Genomic DNA, 16,996 nt, shown 5'->3' on the forward strand with positions numbered 1-16,996 from the left:
AAAACTAGACGGGGCGAGCCTAACGGATTCGGCCCGCCCCGCGTGTCAGCCGGTGCCGGCAGTCGTCACGTCAGGTCAAAGCGGTCCAGCTCCATGACCTTGGCCCATGCAGCGGCAAAGTCGTCGACGAACTTGCGTTGTGCATCGGCAGCCGCATAGACCTCGGCCAGGGCGCGCAGCTGCGCGTTGGAGCCGAACACCAGGTCAGCCACGGTGGCCGTCCAGCGGCGCTCGCCAGTCTTGCGGTCCACGCCTTCCAGCACGTCGCCCGCGGCGGCTTTGCGCCACTGGGTGCGCATGTCCAGCAGGTTGACGAAGAAGTCGTTGGACAGCGTGCCGGGGCGGTTCGTCAGCACGCCGTGCGGGCTGCCGCCGGCATTGGTGCCCAATACCCGCAGCCCCGCCACCAGCACCGCCATTTCCGGCGCCGACAGCGTCAGCAGCTGCGCCTTGTCGACCAGGCGCTCGGCCGCCGCGGCCAGCGGCAGGCCTTGGCGCAGATGGTTGCGAAAGCCGTCGGCCTGCGGCTCCAGCACGGCGAAGGATTCGACGTCCGTCTGCTCCTGCGTCGCGTCCATGCGGCCGGGGCGGAAGGGCACGGTGATGTCGAAGCCGGCCTTCTTCGCAGCCGCTTCGACGGCCGCGCCGCCGGCGAGCACGATGAGGTCGGCCAGCGAAATCTTCTTGCCGCCGGGAGCCTCGGCGTTGAACTCCTCCTGAAGCGATCCCAATGTTGCCAGCATGCGGGCCAGCTCGGCGGGCTGGTTGACTTCCCAGTCCTTCTGCGGCGCCAGGCGAATGCGCGCACCGTTGGCACCGCCGCGCTTGTCGCTGCCGCGGAAGGTCGAGGCCGAAGCCCAGGCGGTCGAGACGAGCTGCGAGATCGTCAACCCGGCGTTCAGCAGCCGGGCTTTCAGCGCTGCAATGTCTTGCGCGTCGACGAGCGCATGGTCGACCTTGGGAATCGGGTCCTGCCAGACCAGCTCTTCCTTGGGGACCAGGGGGCCAAGGTAGCGCGCGATGGGGCCCATGTCGCGGTGGGTCAGCTTGAACCAGGCACGGGCGAAAGCGTCGGCGAACTCGGCCGGGTTGGCGTGGAAGCGGCGCGAGATCTTCTCGTAGGCGAGGTCCATGCGCAGGGCCAGGTCGGCGGTGGACATCATGGGCGCGTGGAACTTGGTGGGGTCATGCGCATCGACCACGTCGTTGGCGCCCGCGCCGCCCTTGGGCCGCCACTGCTGCGCGCCCGCCGGGCTCTTGGTCAGCTCCCAGTCGTACTTGAACAGCGTGTCGAAATAGCCGTTGTCCCAGGTCGTGGGTTTCGGCTTCCAGGCGCCTTCCAGGCCGCTGGTGATGGTGTGGCCGGCCATGCCGCTCTCGTAGCTGCTGCGCCAGCCCAGGCCCTGGTCCCAGAGGTCGGCGCCTTCGGGCTCCTTGCCCAGCAGCTTGGGGTCGCCCGCGCCGTGGGCCTTGCCGAAGGTGTGGCCACCAGCTACCAGGGCCACGGTCTCTTCGTCGTTCATCGCCATGCGCGCGAAGGTGACGCGGATGTCATGCGCCGAGGCGAGCGGGTCGGGCTTGCCGTCCGGGCCCTCGGGGTTGACGTAGATCAGGCCCATCTGCACGGCGGCCAGGTGCTCGGCCAGCTCGCGCTCGCCGCTGTAGCGGCTGTTGGGGGCGGTGCTCAGCGCCAGCCATTCGGCCTCGGAACCCCAGTCGATGTCCTCGGGTTCGTAGATGTCGTCGCGGCCGCCGCCGAAGCCGAAGGTCTTGAAGCCCATGGATTCGAGCGCGACATTGCCGGTCAGGATGAAGAGGTCGGCCCAGGACAGGTTGCGGCCGTACTTCTGCTTGATGGGCCAGAGCAGCCGGCGCGCCTTGTCGAGGTTGCCGTTGTCGGGCCAGCTGTTCAGCGGCGCGAAGCGCTGCGCGCCGGTGCCGCCGCCGCCACGGCCATCGGCCACGCGGTAGGTGCCGGCGGCATGCCAGGCCATGCGGATGAAGAAGGGACCGTAGTGGCCGTAGTCGGCCGGCCACCAGTCCTGCGAGTCGGTCATCAGCGCATGCAGGTCCTTGACGACGGCATCAAGATCCAGGCGCTTGAAGGCCTCGGCGTAGTCGAATGACTCGCCCATCGGGTTGGACTGCGGCGGGTGCTGGTGCAGCACGCCGAGGTTGAGCTGGTTGGGCCACCAACGCTGGTTGCCGCCCACGGGGCGCTTCGGCGCGCCGCTGGAAAACGGGCATTTGGCTTCGGTCGTGTCGTTCATGTCTGCTCCTTGCTCGCATGGCTTGCGGCTCACCGGAGCTTAGTGACGGCCCTCTAGGCTGTGTTTTGAATAGATCAACGCGATTGATAGCCAAAATCATCTGGCAATGGCACGAGCCTCGTGCCGGCGGGGCTCAGCTCAGGCGGTTGACGCCGTTCAGTTTGCAGGCGTAGATCGCATTGCGCAAGGCCGCGATGGCCTCGTAGCGCGTGAAGCTGCGCCGCCACGCCAGCACGACGCGGCGCGTCGGGACGGGTTCGCTGAAAGGCACGAAGCGCAGGTGGGTCGAAGGCTCACGCGCCACCGACAGCAGTGGCACCACCGTCACGCCCATGCCCGAGGCGACCATGTGCTTGATGGTCTCCAGCGACGAGCCCTCGAAGCTGCGGCGTATGCCCTCGGCTTCACTGGAGAAGCGCGCGAACTCAGGGCAGACCTCCAGCACATGGTCGCGAAAGCAATGGCCGGTGCCCAGCAGCAGCATGGTCTCGCGCTTGAGTTCCTCGGCGCTGATGCTCTCGCGCGTGGCCAGCGCATGCGTGGCCGGCAGGGCCACGACGAAGGGCTCGTCGTAGAGCTGGGCTGTCGCCAGGCCGGCTTCGGGAAAGGGCTCGGCCATGATGGCGCAGTCCAGCTCGCCGGTGCGCAGCATCTCCAGCAGCTTGACCGTGAAGTTCTCCTGCAGCATCAGCGGCATCTGCGGGTACTGCTCGATGGTGTGCCTGACCAGTTCGGGCAACAGGTAGGGGCCGATGGTGTAGATGATCCCGAGGCGCAGCGCACCGGCCAGCGGGTCCTTGCCGCGCTTGGCGATCTCCTTGATGGCGCCCGCCTGGTCCAGCACCGACTGCGCCTGGCGCACGATCTCGTCGCCCAGCGGCGTGACCGACACCTCGCTGCCGCCGCGCTCGAAGATCTTCAGGTCGAGTTCTTCCTCCAGCTTCTTGATGGCGACGGACAGCGTCGGCTGCGACACGAAGCAGGCTTCGGCCGCGCGGCCGAAATGCCGCTCGCGGGCGACGGCGACGATGTAGCGGAGCTCGGTCAGGGTCATAGGCCCGAACGCTACACTGCGGCCGCCCCGAGGGGTGCCCCAGGGTTTTCCAGGAGACGCCAGCCATGACAGACCGCAAGCCGATGACCCTGCCGCGCCTGGCGCAGATGCATGCCAGCGGCGAGAAGATCGCCATGCTGACCTGCTACGACGCGGCCTTCGCCAGCCTGCTGGACGAGGCCGGCGTCGACATCCTGTTGATCGGCGATTCCCTGGGCAATGTGCTGCAGGGCCGCGGCTCGACCGCGCCGGTGAGCCTGGAGGACATGGTCTATCACACCTTCTGCGTGTCGCGCGGCCACAAGTGGGCCTGGATCATTGCCGACCTGCCCTTCGACAGCTATCACGTCAGCAAGGAAGAGGCCTGGAAGAGCGCCGCCGCGCTGGTGAAGGCCGGCGCCCACATGGTCAAGCTCGAAGGCGGCGGCTGGACGGCCGAGACCGTGCGCTTCATCAGCGAGCGCGGCATCCCGGTCTGCGCCCACCTGGGCTTCACGCCGCAGACGGTCAATGCCTTGGGCGGCTTCAAGGTCCAGGGTCGCGACGAGGCCGGCGCGGCGCGCATGAAGCGCGAATCGATGGAGCTGGTCGACGCCGGTGCGGCCATGCTGCTCTACGAGATGGTGCCGGCTGTGCTGGCCGCCGAGATCACCGCCGCGTCGCCGGTGCCCGTCATCGGCATTGGCGCGGGCGTCGGCACCTCGGGCCAGGTGCTGGTGCTGCACGACATGCTCAACATCACGCCGGGCCGCAAGCCGCGCTTCGTCAAGGACTTCATGGCCGGCAAGGATTCGGTGCTGGCCGCGGTGAAGGGCTATGTGGACGAGGTCAAGGCCAAGACCTTCCCGGTCGACGCGGTGCATGGATTTTGAATGCCAATGCCAAATGCAACCACAGAGCCACTGAGGCACAGAGAAGCTGAACTGGAATCCTCGGTGTCTCTGTGCCTCTGTGGTTGCATTTCCTGGAACGTCAAATGCAAGTGATTCACACGATCAGCGAGCTGCGCGACGCGCTCGCCACCCACCGCCAGCGCGGCTTCGTGCCGACGATGGGCAATCTGCATGACGGCCATCTGCAGCTGGTCAGGCAGGCGCGGGAGCTGGTCGGCCCCGCCGGTGCGGTGGTCGCCAGCGTCTTCGTCAACCGTCTGCAGTTCGCACCGCACGAGGACTTCGATACCTACCCGCGCACTTTGGCGCGCGACTGCGAACTGCTGGAAGGCGCCGGCTGCGACATCGTCTTTGCGCCGAGCGAGAACGAGCTCTACCCCGAGCTGCAGGGCTACAAGGTCCAGCCGCCGGCCGAGCTGGCCGACATCCTGGAAGGCCATTTCCGCCCCGGCTTCTTCACCGGCGTCTGCACGGTGGTGCACAAGCTCTTCAACATCGTGCAGCCGACGCTGGCCGTGTTCGGCAAGAAGGACTACCAGCAGCTGATGGTGCTGCGCCGCATGGTGGCGCAGATGGCACTGCCCATCGAGATCCATGGCGGTGAGACGCGCCGCAGCGCCCAAGGCCTGGCGCTGTCGTCTCGCAATGGCTATCTCAGCGAGGCCGAGAAGGTCGAGGCGCTGAGGCTGTCTCGCACACTGAAAAGCCTGATCGCCCATTGGCAGGCCGGCGAGCGTGATGTGGCTGCGATGGAGGCCGACGCGCTGCGGTCGCTGCGTGATGCCGGCTGGGTGCCGGACTACATCACGCTGCGCCGCCAGCACGACCTGGGACCGGCTGTTGAAGGCCAGCCGCTGGTGGCGTTAGGAGCTGCGAAACTCGGCAGCACCCGTTTGATCGACAACCTCGAAATCTGAACATGACATTGCTCCGACCGCGCCGTCGCCTCCTGCTGGCCCTGGCTGCCACCACCACCGTCGCACTGACCCTGGCCGCCTGTGGCGGCGGCGGTGGCGACAGCGGCACGCCTGTGCAACCGCCCACGCCGCCTGTTGCGATCACCGTCACCCACAAGGTGCGTCTGACTACCAACCAAGGCGTCATCGAGCTGGGCCTGGACCGCAACCACGCGCCCGTCACCGTGGACAACTTCCTGAAGTACGTCAACGACGGCTTCTACAACGGCACTGTCTTCCACCGCGTCATCAGCAACTTCGTGATCCAGGGCGGCGGCGTCATTCGCACCAATGCCGGGCTGAGCGAAAAAACGCCCACATACCCCGCCATCACGCTGGAGAGCCAGAACGGCCTTTCCAATGTGCGCGGTACGCTGGCCATGGCCCGCACCGCAGTGGCCGACAGTGCGACCAGTCAGTTCTACGTCAATGTGGTGGACAACCTGAACCTGAACTACGTGAACGCAGCCAATCCCGGTTACGCCGTGTTCGGCCAGGTCACGGTGGGCATGGACGTGGTGGACAAGATTCGCGCGGTCAACACCAATGCGCAGGACGTGCCGCTGGTCGACGTCACCATCACCGAAGCCAAGGTGATTCAGTAACAAGCTGCGTCCGCCTGTCGTCGCGACGGCGGACCCGTTCGTTAGGCAGGCCTCAGACACTGGGGCCCAGCCATGCTCAGAATAATCGCCGCCTTGCTGCTTGTCAGCGCCTTGACCGCCTGCGGTGGCGGTGCCTACGTCGAGGTGGGTGGTGGCCATGGCGGTGGGGGTGGCGGCGGTGGCGGTACACAAAACCCGCAGCCCAATCCCAACCCGAATCCATCGACGCTGTCCTGCAGCGCCGCCGGCCTGGCCGCATCGGCGGCGTCGACCTGGGGCACGGTCTGCATGCTGACCAGCAGCGGCGAGATCGTTGTCGAGCTTTACGACACCTATGCGCCACAGACGGTCGCCAATTTCTACAAGTACGTTGCGGCGGGCTACTACACCAAGACGCTGATCCACCGTGTCGACCGCGACTTCGTCGTCCAGGGCGGCGGCTACACGACCGGCATGGTGGTGAAGCCCCCGCTGTACGCGCCGATCAAGCTGGAGAGCAACAACGACCTCTCCAACCTGCGCGGCACCATCGCGATGGCGCGCCGCAGCGACGCCGACTCGGCCACCAGCCAGTTCTTCTTCAACGTGGTGGACAACACCAGCCTGGACTACCAGAGTGCCGCCAACCCCGGCTATGCGGTCTTCGGCCGCATCATCTCCGGCCTGAACACGCTGGACGCGATCAACGTCGTGCCGGTCTACAGCTACAGCTCGACCGACATCCAGCCGCGCACCGAAGTGCTGATCTACTGGGCGCAACGGCTGAAATAAGGCCCCTCGTCCAGGGAGTACCTTGGCCGGGACCGCTCTGCGGCCGGCGGCCGCAGAGCTTCGGCAGGCACAGGCCGTCCACTGGACGCCCTGTGTCCGGCCTCAGCCCCCGCGGGGACGGCGATGCTTGCCGGATCGACCGACAAGCACATCGCCAGCGCGGTCCGGCTTGGGGCGGCCCGTCGCCAGGCCCGCAAGAAGGCACGACGGCCAGGTGGTGGTGGGCCTCCCATCAGGTCGGCTTGCCATTCGTCCGCCCGGCTCGCCGTTTGTCATCCGGCCCACGGTTACGCGGGCGAACATGGGCAACATGCGTCCATCGCAATTCGATGGAGACAAGCATGGCGATTCGCAAGCGTTCCTGGATGGGCCTGTTCGGCGCCGCCGTGGCCATCGCCACGGCCCTGTACGTCAGCAACAGCGAGGCCGCCGCGACTGAGTTCCGCGACCTGCGCGTTGACGTTGTCGGCCAGGGCCGGCCGGTGTTGATGATCCCGGGCCTGAACAGCGCCGCCAGCACCTGGACCGAGACCTGCGCCGCGTTGCAACCCGGCGTGCAATGCCACATCGTGCAGCTGCCCGGCTTTGCCGGCGCGCCGGCCGTGGCGACCGATCACTTCATGACCGGCATGCGCGACCGTCTGCTGGCCTACCTGGACGACCGCCAGCTGGCCAAGCCCATCGTCATCGGACACAGCCTGGGCGGCACGCTGGCTCTGCAGATGGCGGCCGAGAAGCCCGGCCGCATCGAGCGCCTGGTCATCGTCGACAGTCTGCCCTTCCTGGCCGGCCTGCGTGGCATGACGCCCGAGGCGGCCAAGGGCGCCGCGGCCGCGATGCGCCAGCAGATGCAGTCAGCCACGCCGGCGCAGTGGGAGGCCGGTGCCCGCCAGGGCGCCATGGGCATGAGCCGCACGCCGGCCAACGCCGAGCGTGTCGTCGCCTGGAGCCTGGCCAGCGACCGCGCCACCTCGGCCCAGGCCATGTCCGAACTCTGGAGCGAGGACCTGCGGCCGCTGCTGCCCAGGATCACCACGCCGACGTTGGTGCTGGGCGCCTGGGCGGCCTTCGAGCCGATGGGCTCGACGTTGGACAGCACGAAGAAGATCTTCGAGACGCAGTACGCCGGCCTCAATGGCGTCAAGGTGTCCATGAGCCAGCGCGGCTACCACTTCCTCATGTGGGACGATGCTGACTGGCTGGTCGGCGAGGTCAAGGGCTTCATCGCTGCCGCCCGCTAAACCCGAGCAGACACAGGCATGGAGACGCGCAGGCGCACTGCGGTGCAGGCCTTGCTGTGGGGCGGCTATGTGGCCGTCTCGCTGGCCATGGTGGCGAGCTTCCAGCCGCTGACCGGCTCGCTGGTCTTCGTGATGGCCTGCGTCGGCGCCGGGCTTTGGGCGGCCAGCGAGGGGTTGCGGGCGCTGGCACTGTGGCAGCGTTGGCTGGACCGCTCGCCCCGCTCGCTGCTGTTCTGCCTGGCGTTCATGCCGCCGGCATTCGCGTTCGTCGTGCAACTGCTGCTCTTTGCAGTCAACAAGGTCGGTCTGTCGCTTGGCCTGCTGCAGTTCCCGCCGGCCATGCCGCAGGGCTGGCTGGTGCTGCTGAGCTACACGCTGAACACGACCATCATGCTGTGGCTGTGGATGGCCGTGTGGATGGGCCTGCAGATGCTGCAGCGCTGGCGCCGCGGCGAGATCGACAAATGGCAGGCCGAGGCCGCCGCCCGCGAGCTGGAGCTGCAGGTGCTGCGCGCCCAGATCAACCCGCATTTCCTGTTCAACGCGCTGAACAACCTGCGCGCCCTCATCAACGAAGACCCAGCCCGCGCCCGCGAGATGCTCAGCCGTCTGTCCAACACCTTGCGCCACACGCTGCAGCACAGCGCCAAGGAGCGCGTGCCGCTGGCCGACGAGCTGGCCGTCGTGCGCGATTACGTGGCGTTGGAGCAGCTGCACCACGAAGAGCGGCTCCGCGTCGATTGGCAGGTGGACCCGGCAACGGCGAACGCCAGCGTGCCACCGATGCTGCTGCAGCTGTTGGTGGAGAACGCCATCAAGCACGGCGTGGCGCGCACGCCCGGCGGTGGCGTCGTCGACATCCGCATCGCGCGCGATGGCGACCGGCTGCGCATCGTTGTCGGCAACCCCGGCCAGTGGCAGCCCGCGCCGGTTGCCCCGGCGGGCATCGGGCTTGGCCTCGTGCACCTGCGCGAGCGCCTGGCGCGGGCCGGCGGCGCCGGCGCGGACTGCCTGATCGCCGCGGCTGACGGCCGCGTCCGGATCAGCGTGGAGCTGGCTGCATGAAGATCTACATCGTCGAGGACTCGCGGCTGGCGCGCCAGGAACTGCGCACGCTGCTGGCCACCATCCCTGACGCCGACATCGTCGGCGAGGCCGCCGAGCTGGCACCGGCGCGCGACGCCATCGAGGCGCTGCGGCCCGAGCTGCTGCTGCTGGATGTCGAGCTGCCCGGTGCCACTGGCTTCGACCTGCTCGACCAGCTGGAGCACCTGCCGCTGGTCGTCTTCACGACCGCCTACGACCAGCATGCGCTGGCGGCCTTCGACCGCAACGCACTGGACTACCTGCTCAAGCCCATCGACGGTGACCGGCTGGCCGCGGCCCTGGCCAAGGCGCGTCAACGGCTGCGGCCCACGCCGGCCGCGAGGCCTTCAGCGGCATTGAAGGGCGCCGACGACATGGTCTTCCTGCGCGACGGTGAGCGCTGCTGGTTCGTGCGCCTGGGCGACGTGGCCGGCTTCGAGGCCTGCGGCAACTACGCCCAGGCCTGGTTCGACGGCCAGCGCCCGCTGCTGGCGCGAACGCTCACCAGCCTGGAGGAGCGGCTGGACCCGCAGCTCTTCTTCCGCGCGAGCCGCAGCCACCTCATCAACCTGCGCTGGGTGCAGGCCATCGAGCCCTGGCGCAACGATGGCTACCGCGTCACGCTGCGCGACGGTCACCAGGTCGAGGTATCGCGCCGCCAGGCCAAGCTGCTGCGCGAACGGCTGGAGCTGTGACGCGCCGGCGCCCGTGCAGCCTGTCCCCGGCGATCTGCAGTCTGTCGCCTGCCCGGCGACCGGCCCGTCAGCCTCTGCGAGCATTCGCGCCTCTCAACACCTGACCCCGGGACACGAATGAACCGCTTTGCCTCCTTCTCCCTCGCCCTGGCCTCGGCCGTGTCGCTCAGCGCCTGCGTCTTCGCGCCGCCGGTTCACACCAGCACCAACCCGTCTGACGTGACCAAGATGAGCGAGCAGGCGCTGGCCACCTGCGGCGCCGGCAATGTCAAGGAAGTGAACGCGAAAAGCTTCAGCTGCAAGTGAAGCGGGCGTCAGGCCTTTAAGAACTCCGCCTTCGTCCCGAGCCAGCGTGCCACCTGTCGGCGCGCGGCCTCGGGGTGCTCGTCCAGCAGCCGGGGTGCCAGCGCGCGCGCGGCCACCAGCAGCGGCGCGTCCTCTTGCAGGTCGGCAAAACGCAGCAGCTCCGCGCCGCTCTGGCGTGAGCCCATGAATTCGCCCGGGCCGCGGATATCCAGGTCCCGGCGCGCGATCTCGAAGCCGTCTGTCGTCTCGGCCATCGCCTTCAGCCGCGACTTGCCGGTGTCGGACAGCGGCGCGCTGTAGATCAGCACGCAGACGCTGGCCTTCGAGCCCCGCCCCACGCGGCCGCGCAGCTGGTGCAGCTGCGCCAGGCCGAAGCGCTCGGCATGCTCGATGACCATCAGGCTGGCGTTGGGCACGTCCACGCCGACCTCGATGACGGTCGTGGCCACCAGCACGCTCATCTGCCCGCCCGAGAACTGCGCCATCACGGCGGCCTTGTCGGCGGGCGACATGCGGCCGTGCAGCAGGCCCACGCTGGTGCCGGTCAACGTCGCGCTCAGTTCCGCGTGCGTCTCGGTCGCGTTGCGCAGGTCAACCGCTTCGCTCTCCTCCACCAGCGGGCAGACCCAGTAGACCTGGGCGCCATCGGCCACGGCCATGCGGATCTTGTCGACCACGTCGTGGCGCTTGGAATCCGTGAACACCTTGGTCACGATGGGGCTGCGGCCGGGCGGCAGCTCGTCGATGGTCGACACGTCCAGGTCGGCGAAGTAAGTCATCGCCAGCGTGCGCGGGATGGGCGTGGCGCTCATCATCAGCATGTGCGGCTCCAGGTCCATCGCCTTCAACTTGTTGCGCAACGCCAGCCGCTGTGCGACGCCGAAGCGGTGCTGCTCGTCGATGACGGCCAGCCCGAGCCGCGCGAACTTCACCTTGTCCTCGATGACAGCATGCGTGCCGACGATGAGCTGGGCCTCGCCCGAGGCGGCCGCGTCCAGCATCTTCTGCCGCGCCTTGCCCTTCACGCTGCCGGTGATCCACGCGACCTTCAGCCCCATCGGCTCCAGCCAGCCGATCAGCTTGCGGAAGTGTTGCTCCGCCAGGATCTCGGTCGGCGCCATCAGCGCGCATTGCCAGCCGGCGTCGATGGCGACGGCCGCCGCCAGCGCCGCTACCACCGTCTTGCCGGACCCCACGTCGCCCTGCAGCAGGCGGTGCATGGGTTGCGGCCGGGCCAGGTCTTGCGCCACCTCCTCGGCCACGCGCCGCTGCGCGCCGGTCAGCTGGAATGGCAGCGCCGCCAGCAGCTTCTCGTGCAGCCCACCCGGCCGGCCGCGTAGGGCCGGTGCCGCCAGCAGCGCCCGTTCGCGCTGGGCCTGCAGCTGTGACAGCTGCTGGGCCAGCAACTCCTCGAACTTGAGCCGGTGCCAGGCCGGGTGGTTGTGCTCGTGCAGCGCCACCTGCGACGCATTCGGCGGTGGGTGGTGCAGATAGTGCAGAGCGTCTTTCAACGACGGCAGCCCGCTCGGCACGACGCCGGCCGGCAGGATCTCGCGCAGGTCCGCGCGCGCCAGCCCCGAGGCGACGGCCTTGCGCAGATAGGCCTGGGGCAGCTGGGCCGATGCCGGATAGACGGGGGTCAGGCTTTGCGCGAGCGGCGTGTCGTCGTCCACCACCTTGACGACCGGGTGCACCATCTCGCGGCCGAAGAAGCCGACACGCGCTTCGCCGCGGATGCGCAGCCGCGTGGCCGCCGACATCTGCTTCTGCTGCGACGGGTAGAAATGCAGGAAGCGCAACAGCAAGCTGCCGGACTCGTCCTTCACCCGCACCAGCAGCTGGCGGCGGCTGCGCATCTCCACCTGGCAGTCGACGACGACGCCTTCCACCTGCGCCGCCTCGTTCTCGCGCAGCGCGGCAATCGGGATCAGCTGGGTCTCGTCCTCATAGCGCAGCGGCAGGTGCAAAGCCAGGTCGATGTCGCGCAGCAGACCGAGCTTTTCCATCGCTTTCTGCGGGGCGGATTTGGCACTGGCCTCGGGCATGGCCGGCATTGTGCCGGCCGCATCTGCGCTTCAGCGGAAGTAGCGCTGCCTCAGCCGTTCGTAGCGCCCGTCGCGCCGCAGCGCGTCCAGCGCGGCTTGCAGGCGGCGCACGATGGCCGGGTCGGCGCCAAGGCGCAGCCCGTACCAGTAGGACCTGGCCGTGTCCTGCTCCATGACGGCCTGCAATGTGTCGTAGGGCAGGTTCAGCTGACGCAGGTTCCAGGCCGCGGCCCAGTCCAGCAGCGTCACGTATTCCATGCGACCAGCCAGCAGCTTGCGCAGGTTGGTGGCGTCGTCCAGGCCGTGTTCGAGCTGCTGACCGGGCCTCAGGCCGGCCGCCTGCAATTGCCGGTCGGCGGCCGAGTCGCGCACGACGCCGATGCGCGCCGCGCCGAGCTCGCTGAGCTGGCTCAGCGTCAGCTCGGTGCGGCTTGTCAGCTTATAGATCAGGATGCGGCGCTGCGCGATGGGCCCGACCCACTGGAACTGCGCCTCCCGCTCGGGCGTGCGTGTCAGCGAGAACAGCACGCTGGCGGCCTCGGCCTCGGCCACTTGCATGGCGCGCACCCAGGGCAGCACCTGCAGCGACAGCTTCACCCCGGCGCCGGCAGCCATCAGCCGCAGCAGATCGACGGCGAAGCCCTGCGGCCCGTTCTCGTCCTGGTAGTTGAGCGGCGGCAGGTTCTCTGTGAAGCCGTGCAGCACGTCGTCAGCCGCCGCTGCCGGCAGGCGCGCGCCGAGGAGCAGGGGCAGGGCAAGACTGGTGCGGCGCTTCACGGGGTGGGCTCTGGGCGCGGCGAGTCTAGGTCGCCGGCGTGACAGCCCCATGCACGTGAAGAGCCTGCGTGTGGAATATCGCGCGCCGCCGGGCAGCGCGTCGCTTCAGCTCGGCGTGGGCACGCCCGCCATGCGGTCAAAGGCAACGAAGAACTGGCGTGCCAGCGCCAGCATCTGCCCCTGGCTCAGCTCGGCTGCCGGCCGATAGTCGGCGATGCGCGAGGCTAGCGCTGGCTCGCGCGCCTCGACGTAGTGGCGGAACTCGCCGATGACCGGATGGGAGCCGGTCACCAGCACTTCCCGCGTGTCCTGCAAGGCCTGGCAGATGGCGGCGAACAGCGCGTGCTCGACGCGCAGGTCGTGCCCGTGGGCGCGCGGGTGGTGGGGCTCGATGCAGGCAGCGTGCACCTGGTGAGCGTCGAAATGCAGCACCTGGGCGTGGTGGTGGTCGAGGTAGATGACGGCGTGGAACATCGGCGTTCTCCGGTCCAAAAAGGGGGCAGCCGCCCGCTTGGACGGCGGCCGCGCAAGGGCTGGTTTCATGCTGGCACTACGTCCCGAGCACGACCTTGAGATGGGTCAAGTGAAGGCCGATGGGAGAATCGCCAGCCCTTTGGCACGGGTCCGTCCGGCCCTCAAACGCGTCCATGACTACTTCCGCTGGGTCCACCCATACCGTCGCCGACTTTGACTTCGAACTGCCACCCGAGCTGATCGCCCAGCACCCCGCGGCCGAACGCAGCGCCTCACGCCTGCTGGACGCGAGCGGCCCCGAGGCCGCGGACCGGGTCTTTCGCGAGCTGCCCACGCTGTTGCAGGCCGGCGACCTGCTCGTCTTCAACAACACGCGCGTCATCAAGGCGCGGCTATACGGCGTGAAGAGCAGCGGCGGCGCGGTGGAAGCCCTGGTCGAGCGCGTGCTGCCCGGCACGCAAGAGGTCTGGATGCACCTGCGTGCCAGCAAGTCGCCCAAGCCCGGCGGCCGGGTGCGCTTCGCCGACGCCTTCGATGCCGAGATGCTGGGCCGCTGCGGGCCGGACAACGGCCTGTTCCATCTGCGCTTCGACGGCGACCCCTTCGCGCTGCTGGAAGCCCACGGCCATGTGCCGCTGCCGCCCTATATCGCGCATGCCGATGGCGAAGACGATGTGCGCCGCTATCAAACGGTGTTCGCCAAGGAGCCCGGCGCGGTGGCCGCACCGACGGCGGCCCTGCATTTCGACGAGGCGCTGCTGGCCCGCCTGGCGGAGCGTGGTGTCGAGCGCGCGCATGTGACGCTGCATGTCGGCGCTGGCACCTTCCAGCCGGTGCGTGTCGAGCAGCTGTCCGAGCACAAGATGCACAGCGAATGGTTCGATGTGCCGCAGTCGACGGTGGATGCCGTGGCCGCCTGCCGTGCGCGTGGCGGCCGCGTCGTCGCCGTTGGAACGACGACGTTGCGCGCGCTGGAATCGGCGGCGCGCGGTGGAGAACTTGTGGCTGGTTCGCGCGAGACCGACATCTTCATCACGCCGGGCTTCCAGTTCCAGGTCGTCGACCGCTTGGTGACCAACTTCCACCTGCCCAGGAGCACGCTGATGATGCTGGTGAGCGCATTCGCCGGCTACGACAAGGTCATGGCGCTGTACCGCCACGCCATCGCGCAGCGTTACCGCTTCTTCAGCTATGGCGACGCGATGCTGCTGTCGCGCACCCAGGCCACGCGCCCTTGAGCGGCCTCGTCGACCGCGGCGACGAAGGCGGCGCGTGAAGTGACCGGCAGCATGAAGCGCATGTGCACGCGCGCTGCGTGCGACACGTCGGCAAGCTGCGCGCCGTGCTGTTCCGCCAGTCGCCGCAACCGCCCTTCCAACTCATACGGCAGCTCGCAACCCACTACCACCTGGGCCACCCGTTCAACCTTCTCGGCCGTCAGCAGCGCCTGCGCGATGCAGTCCGTGTACGCCCTCACCAGGCCGCCCGCGCCCAGCTTGACGCCGCCCCAGTAGCGCACGGCCGTCGCGAGCACGCCGTCCAGGCCCTGGTGGCGCAGCACGTCCAGCATGGGCCGGCCGGCGGTGCCGCCGGGTTCGCCGTCATCGTTCGCGGCGGAATGCCCGCCCGCCAGCAGCGCCCAGCAGACGTGGGCGGCGCCGGGGTGTTCGGCGCGCAGCTCGGCAACGCGGGCCAGCGCTGCGGCGCGGTCGGCACAGGGTTCGACGCGGCCGAGGAAGCGGCTCTTCTTGATGACCAGTTCGTGGGCGGCCGGCGTGGCCAGGGTCAGGGGCATGGCGCGGGATTGTCGGCGGCCGCTGCGACAATCCACGCCCCATGCTGAAGTTCGACCTCCTCAAGACCGAAGGCCGCGCCCGCCGCGGCACGCTCACGCTCAACCACGGCGTCGTGCAGACGCCCATCTTTATGCCGGTGGGCACCTACGGCACGGTCAAGGGCGTCACGCCGCGGTCGCTGGAGGAGATGGGTGCGCAGATCATCCTGGGCAACACCTTCCACCTTTGGATGCGGCCGGGCCTGGACGTGGTCACGCAGTTCGGCGGCCTGCACCGCTTCGAGAGCTGGACCAAGCCCATCCTGACCGACAGCGGCGGCTTTCAGGTCTGGTCGCTCGGCGCGATGCGCAAGATCAGCGAGGAGGGCGTGAAGTTCGCGTCGCCCGTCAACGGCGACAAGCTCTTCCTGACCCCCGAGGTCAGCATGCAGATCCAGACGGTGCTCAACAGCGACATCGTCATGCAGTTCGACGAATGCACGCCCTATGAGAGCAAGGGCGTGCTGACGACCGAGCGCGAGGCCAAGCAGTCGATGGAGCTGAGCCTGCGCTGGGCCAAGCGCTGCATCAGCGAATTCGACCGGCTGCAGAACCCGAACGCGCTGTTCGGCATCGTGCAGGGCGGCATGTTCACGAATCTGCGCGATGCCTCGTTGGCGGGCCTGGCCGAACTGGACCTGCCGGGCTATGCCATCGGCGGCCTGTCAGTGGGTGAACCCAAGGCCGAGATGCAGCGCATCCTGGCACACACTGGCCACCAGCTGCCGGCCCACAAGCCGCGCTACCTGATGGGCGTGGGCACGCCGGAAGACCTCGTTGAAGGCGTGTCCCAGGGCATCGACATGTTCGACTGCGTGATGCCCACCCGCAATGCGCGCAACGGCCACCTGTTCACGCGCTTCGGCGACCTGCGCCTGCGCAACGCCCGCTACAAGACCGACGAGAAGCCGGTCGACGAGACCTGCAGCTGCGAATGCTGCAAGGGCTTCAGCCGCGCCTACCTGCACCACCTGGACCGCTGCGGCGAGATGCTGGGCCCTATGCTGACCAGCGTGCACAACCTGCACTACTACCTGGCCCTGATGCAGGAGATGCGCGACGCGCTGGACGCCGGACGCTTCGAGGCCTGGCGGGCGCAGTTCCACGCGGACCGGGCGCGCGGGGTGTGAAACTGCCCCTCGCCCAATCTCGCTCCGCTGAACGCGGGCGAGCCTGGTCGGTCTTGCAGACCGCGCTGCGGCAGTGCCGCAGCTCTTCGGCAGGCACGCAGCGCCCATTGGGGCGCACCGTGTCCAGCCTCAGCCCCCGAGGGGACGGCGATGATCGCGGCATCGAGCCGCGAGCACATCGCCCCAGCGGGCCGGCTCGGGAGCGGCCCAGCGCTCGGCCCGACGTGTCCGATTTTGGCGGTCCCAAGACGACGGCATGCTGAAAGCCCTGCTCGCGCCGCTGCGCTGGCTGCTGCGGTTTGTATTCGCCGTCCTCATCCTCTTCGAGGAATGGGGCTGGGAGCCTCTGCGGCGCGCCTTCGCGCTGTTGGCCAGTCTGCCGGTCATACGGCAGCTCGAAGGTCTGCTGCGCCGTCTGCCGCCACGCTGGGCGCTGGTCGTGCTGGTGTTGCCCAGCCTGCTGATCCTGCCGATCAAGCTGCTGGCGCTGTGGCTGGTGGCCGAAGGCAGCGTGACATTGGGTGTTGCGGTCATCGTCGCCGCCAAGCTGATCGGCACGGCGCTGCTGGCCTGGCTGTTCCAGATCATCCAGCCGGCGTTGATGCAGCTCGGCTGGTTCGCGCGTGTGCATGCGCGCTGGACGGCGTGGAAGGCCGAGCTGCTGGCCTGGGTGCGCGCCAGCGCAGCATGGCGTTGGGCGCGAGCGGTCAAGCTGCGGGTGAAGCGGCTGTTCAGGCGGGGACGGGAGCCGTCGCGGCCCCTTTGACGCGAAATCCATTGTTGCGTCTCACGGCGGAAGGACAATCTGCTAACGAGATCGCCGAGCGGTATTTATGGTGCCGTTTGACAGTCGACCTCG

Annotated in this window: 17 protein-coding genes; 11 read left to right on the top strand and 6 right to left on the bottom strand. The window is 68.4% G+C overall.

Features of this window, described 5'->3' with window-relative positions; translation table 11 throughout:
- Window positions 1-65: 65 nt before the first annotated feature.
- Window positions 66-2,270, bottom strand: coding sequence for a catalase/peroxidase HPI (katG, locus tag ASC81_RS14325; protein ID WP_056268318.1), 2,205 nt, complete (start codon window positions 2,268-2,270; stop codon window positions 66-68).
- Window positions 2,271-2,403: 133 nt separating this feature from the next.
- A complete protein-coding gene (locus ASC81_RS14330) occupies window positions 2,404-3,324 on the bottom strand; it encodes a hydrogen peroxide-inducible genes activator (protein WP_056268320.1) in 921 nt (306 codons plus the stop codon).
- A 65-nt stretch (window positions 3,325-3,389) separates the two neighbouring features.
- On the opposite strand from ASC81_RS14330, the gene panB reads away from it, so the two are divergent.
- The 8 genes from panB (at window position 3,390) to ASC81_RS14370 (ending at window position 9,877) form a co-directional block, all read left to right on the top strand.
- Entirely contained in the window at window positions 3,390-4,196 is an 807-nt protein-coding gene (gene panB, locus ASC81_RS14335) for a 3-methyl-2-oxobutanoate hydroxymethyltransferase (RefSeq protein WP_056268323.1), read from the top strand.
- 104 nt (window positions 4,197-4,300) lie between these two features.
- Window positions 4,301-5,134 (top strand): pantoate--beta-alanine ligase, encoded by an 834-nt coding sequence (gene panC / locus ASC81_RS14340; RefSeq protein ID WP_056268325.1) that lies wholly within the window; start codon window positions 4,301-4,303, stop codon window positions 5,132-5,134.
- Between the two features lie 2 nt (window positions 5,135-5,136).
- Window positions 5,137-5,778, top strand: coding sequence for a peptidylprolyl isomerase (locus ASC81_RS14345; protein WP_082536522.1), 642 nt, complete (start codon window positions 5,137-5,139; stop codon window positions 5,776-5,778).
- A 72-nt stretch (window positions 5,779-5,850) separates the two neighbouring features.
- Entirely contained in the window at window positions 5,851-6,549 is a 699-nt protein-coding gene (locus ASC81_RS14350; RefSeq protein WP_082536523.1) for a peptidylprolyl isomerase, read from the top strand.
- Between the two features lie 341 nt (window positions 6,550-6,890).
- Window positions 6,891-7,790, top strand: a complete 900-nt coding sequence (locus ASC81_RS14355; protein WP_056268331.1) for an alpha/beta fold hydrolase — start codon at window positions 6,891-6,893, stop codon at window positions 7,788-7,790.
- 18 nt (window positions 7,791-7,808) lie between these two features.
- A complete protein-coding gene (locus tag ASC81_RS14360) occupies window positions 7,809-8,855 on the top strand; it encodes a sensor histidine kinase (RefSeq protein WP_056268334.1) in 1,047 nt (348 codons plus the stop codon).
- Window positions 8,852-9,571, top strand: coding sequence for a LytTR family DNA-binding domain-containing protein (locus tag ASC81_RS14365; protein WP_056268337.1), 720 nt, complete (start codon window positions 8,852-8,854; stop codon window positions 9,569-9,571). The genes ASC81_RS14360 and ASC81_RS14365 overlap by 4 nt, the downstream gene beginning before the upstream one ends.
- Before the next feature lie 117 nt (window positions 9,572-9,688).
- On the top strand, window positions 9,689-9,877 hold the full coding sequence (locus tag ASC81_RS14370; RefSeq protein ID WP_056268339.1) for a hypothetical protein: 189 nt from the start codon (window positions 9,689-9,691) through the stop codon (window positions 9,875-9,877).
- Window positions 9,878-9,885: 8 nt separating this feature from the next.
- Here ASC81_RS14370 and recG read toward each other — a convergent pair whose 3' ends face one another.
- From recG to ASC81_RS14385, 3 genes are all read right to left on the bottom strand, one after another.
- Window positions 9,886-11,922: an ATP-dependent DNA helicase RecG gene (recG, locus tag ASC81_RS14375; protein WP_369820857.1), complete on the bottom strand. Its 2,037-nt coding sequence runs from the start codon at window positions 11,920-11,922 to the stop codon at window positions 9,886-9,888.
- A gap of 30 nt (window positions 11,923-11,952) precedes the next feature.
- Window positions 11,953-12,699, bottom strand: a complete 747-nt coding sequence (locus ASC81_RS14380; protein ID WP_056268344.1) for an ABC transporter substrate-binding protein — start codon at window positions 12,697-12,699, stop codon at window positions 11,953-11,955.
- Between the two features lie 105 nt (window positions 12,700-12,804).
- Complete coding sequence (locus tag ASC81_RS14385) at window positions 12,805-13,173, bottom strand: hypothetical protein (protein WP_056268347.1); 369 nt, start codon at window positions 13,171-13,173, stop codon at window positions 12,805-12,807.
- A gap of 173 nt (window positions 13,174-13,346) precedes the next feature.
- Between ASC81_RS14385 and queA the strand changes: the two genes are divergently transcribed.
- Entirely contained in the window at window positions 13,347-14,411 is a 1,065-nt protein-coding gene (queA, locus tag ASC81_RS14390; RefSeq protein WP_056268350.1) for a tRNA preQ1(34) S-adenosylmethionine ribosyltransferase-isomerase QueA, read from the top strand.
- On the opposite strand, the gene ASC81_RS14395 is transcribed toward queA, so the two are convergent.
- Window positions 14,363-14,968, bottom strand: coding sequence for a YigZ family protein (locus ASC81_RS14395; protein WP_056268353.1), 606 nt, complete (start codon window positions 14,966-14,968; stop codon window positions 14,363-14,365). The genes queA and ASC81_RS14395 overlap by 49 nt on opposite strands.
- Window positions 14,969-15,009: 41 nt before the next feature.
- Here ASC81_RS14395 and tgt point away from each other — a divergent pair, with 41 nt between their 5' ends.
- The gene (gene tgt / locus ASC81_RS14400) at window positions 15,010-16,137 is read left to right on the top strand and encodes a tRNA guanosine(34) transglycosylase Tgt (protein WP_056268358.1); all 1,128 of its coding nucleotides are present in this window, start codon (window positions 15,010-15,012) and stop codon (window positions 16,135-16,137) included.
- A gap of 256 nt (window positions 16,138-16,393) precedes the next feature.
- Entirely contained in the window at window positions 16,394-16,903 is a 510-nt protein-coding gene (locus tag ASC81_RS14405; protein ID WP_056268361.1) for a hypothetical protein, read from the top strand.
- Window positions 16,904-16,996: the final 93 nt, after the last annotated feature.

It is taken from the genome of Pelomonas sp. Root405, assembly GCF_001425165.1.
GTDB lineage: Bacteria > Pseudomonadota > Gammaproteobacteria > Burkholderiales > Burkholderiaceae_C > Pelomonas.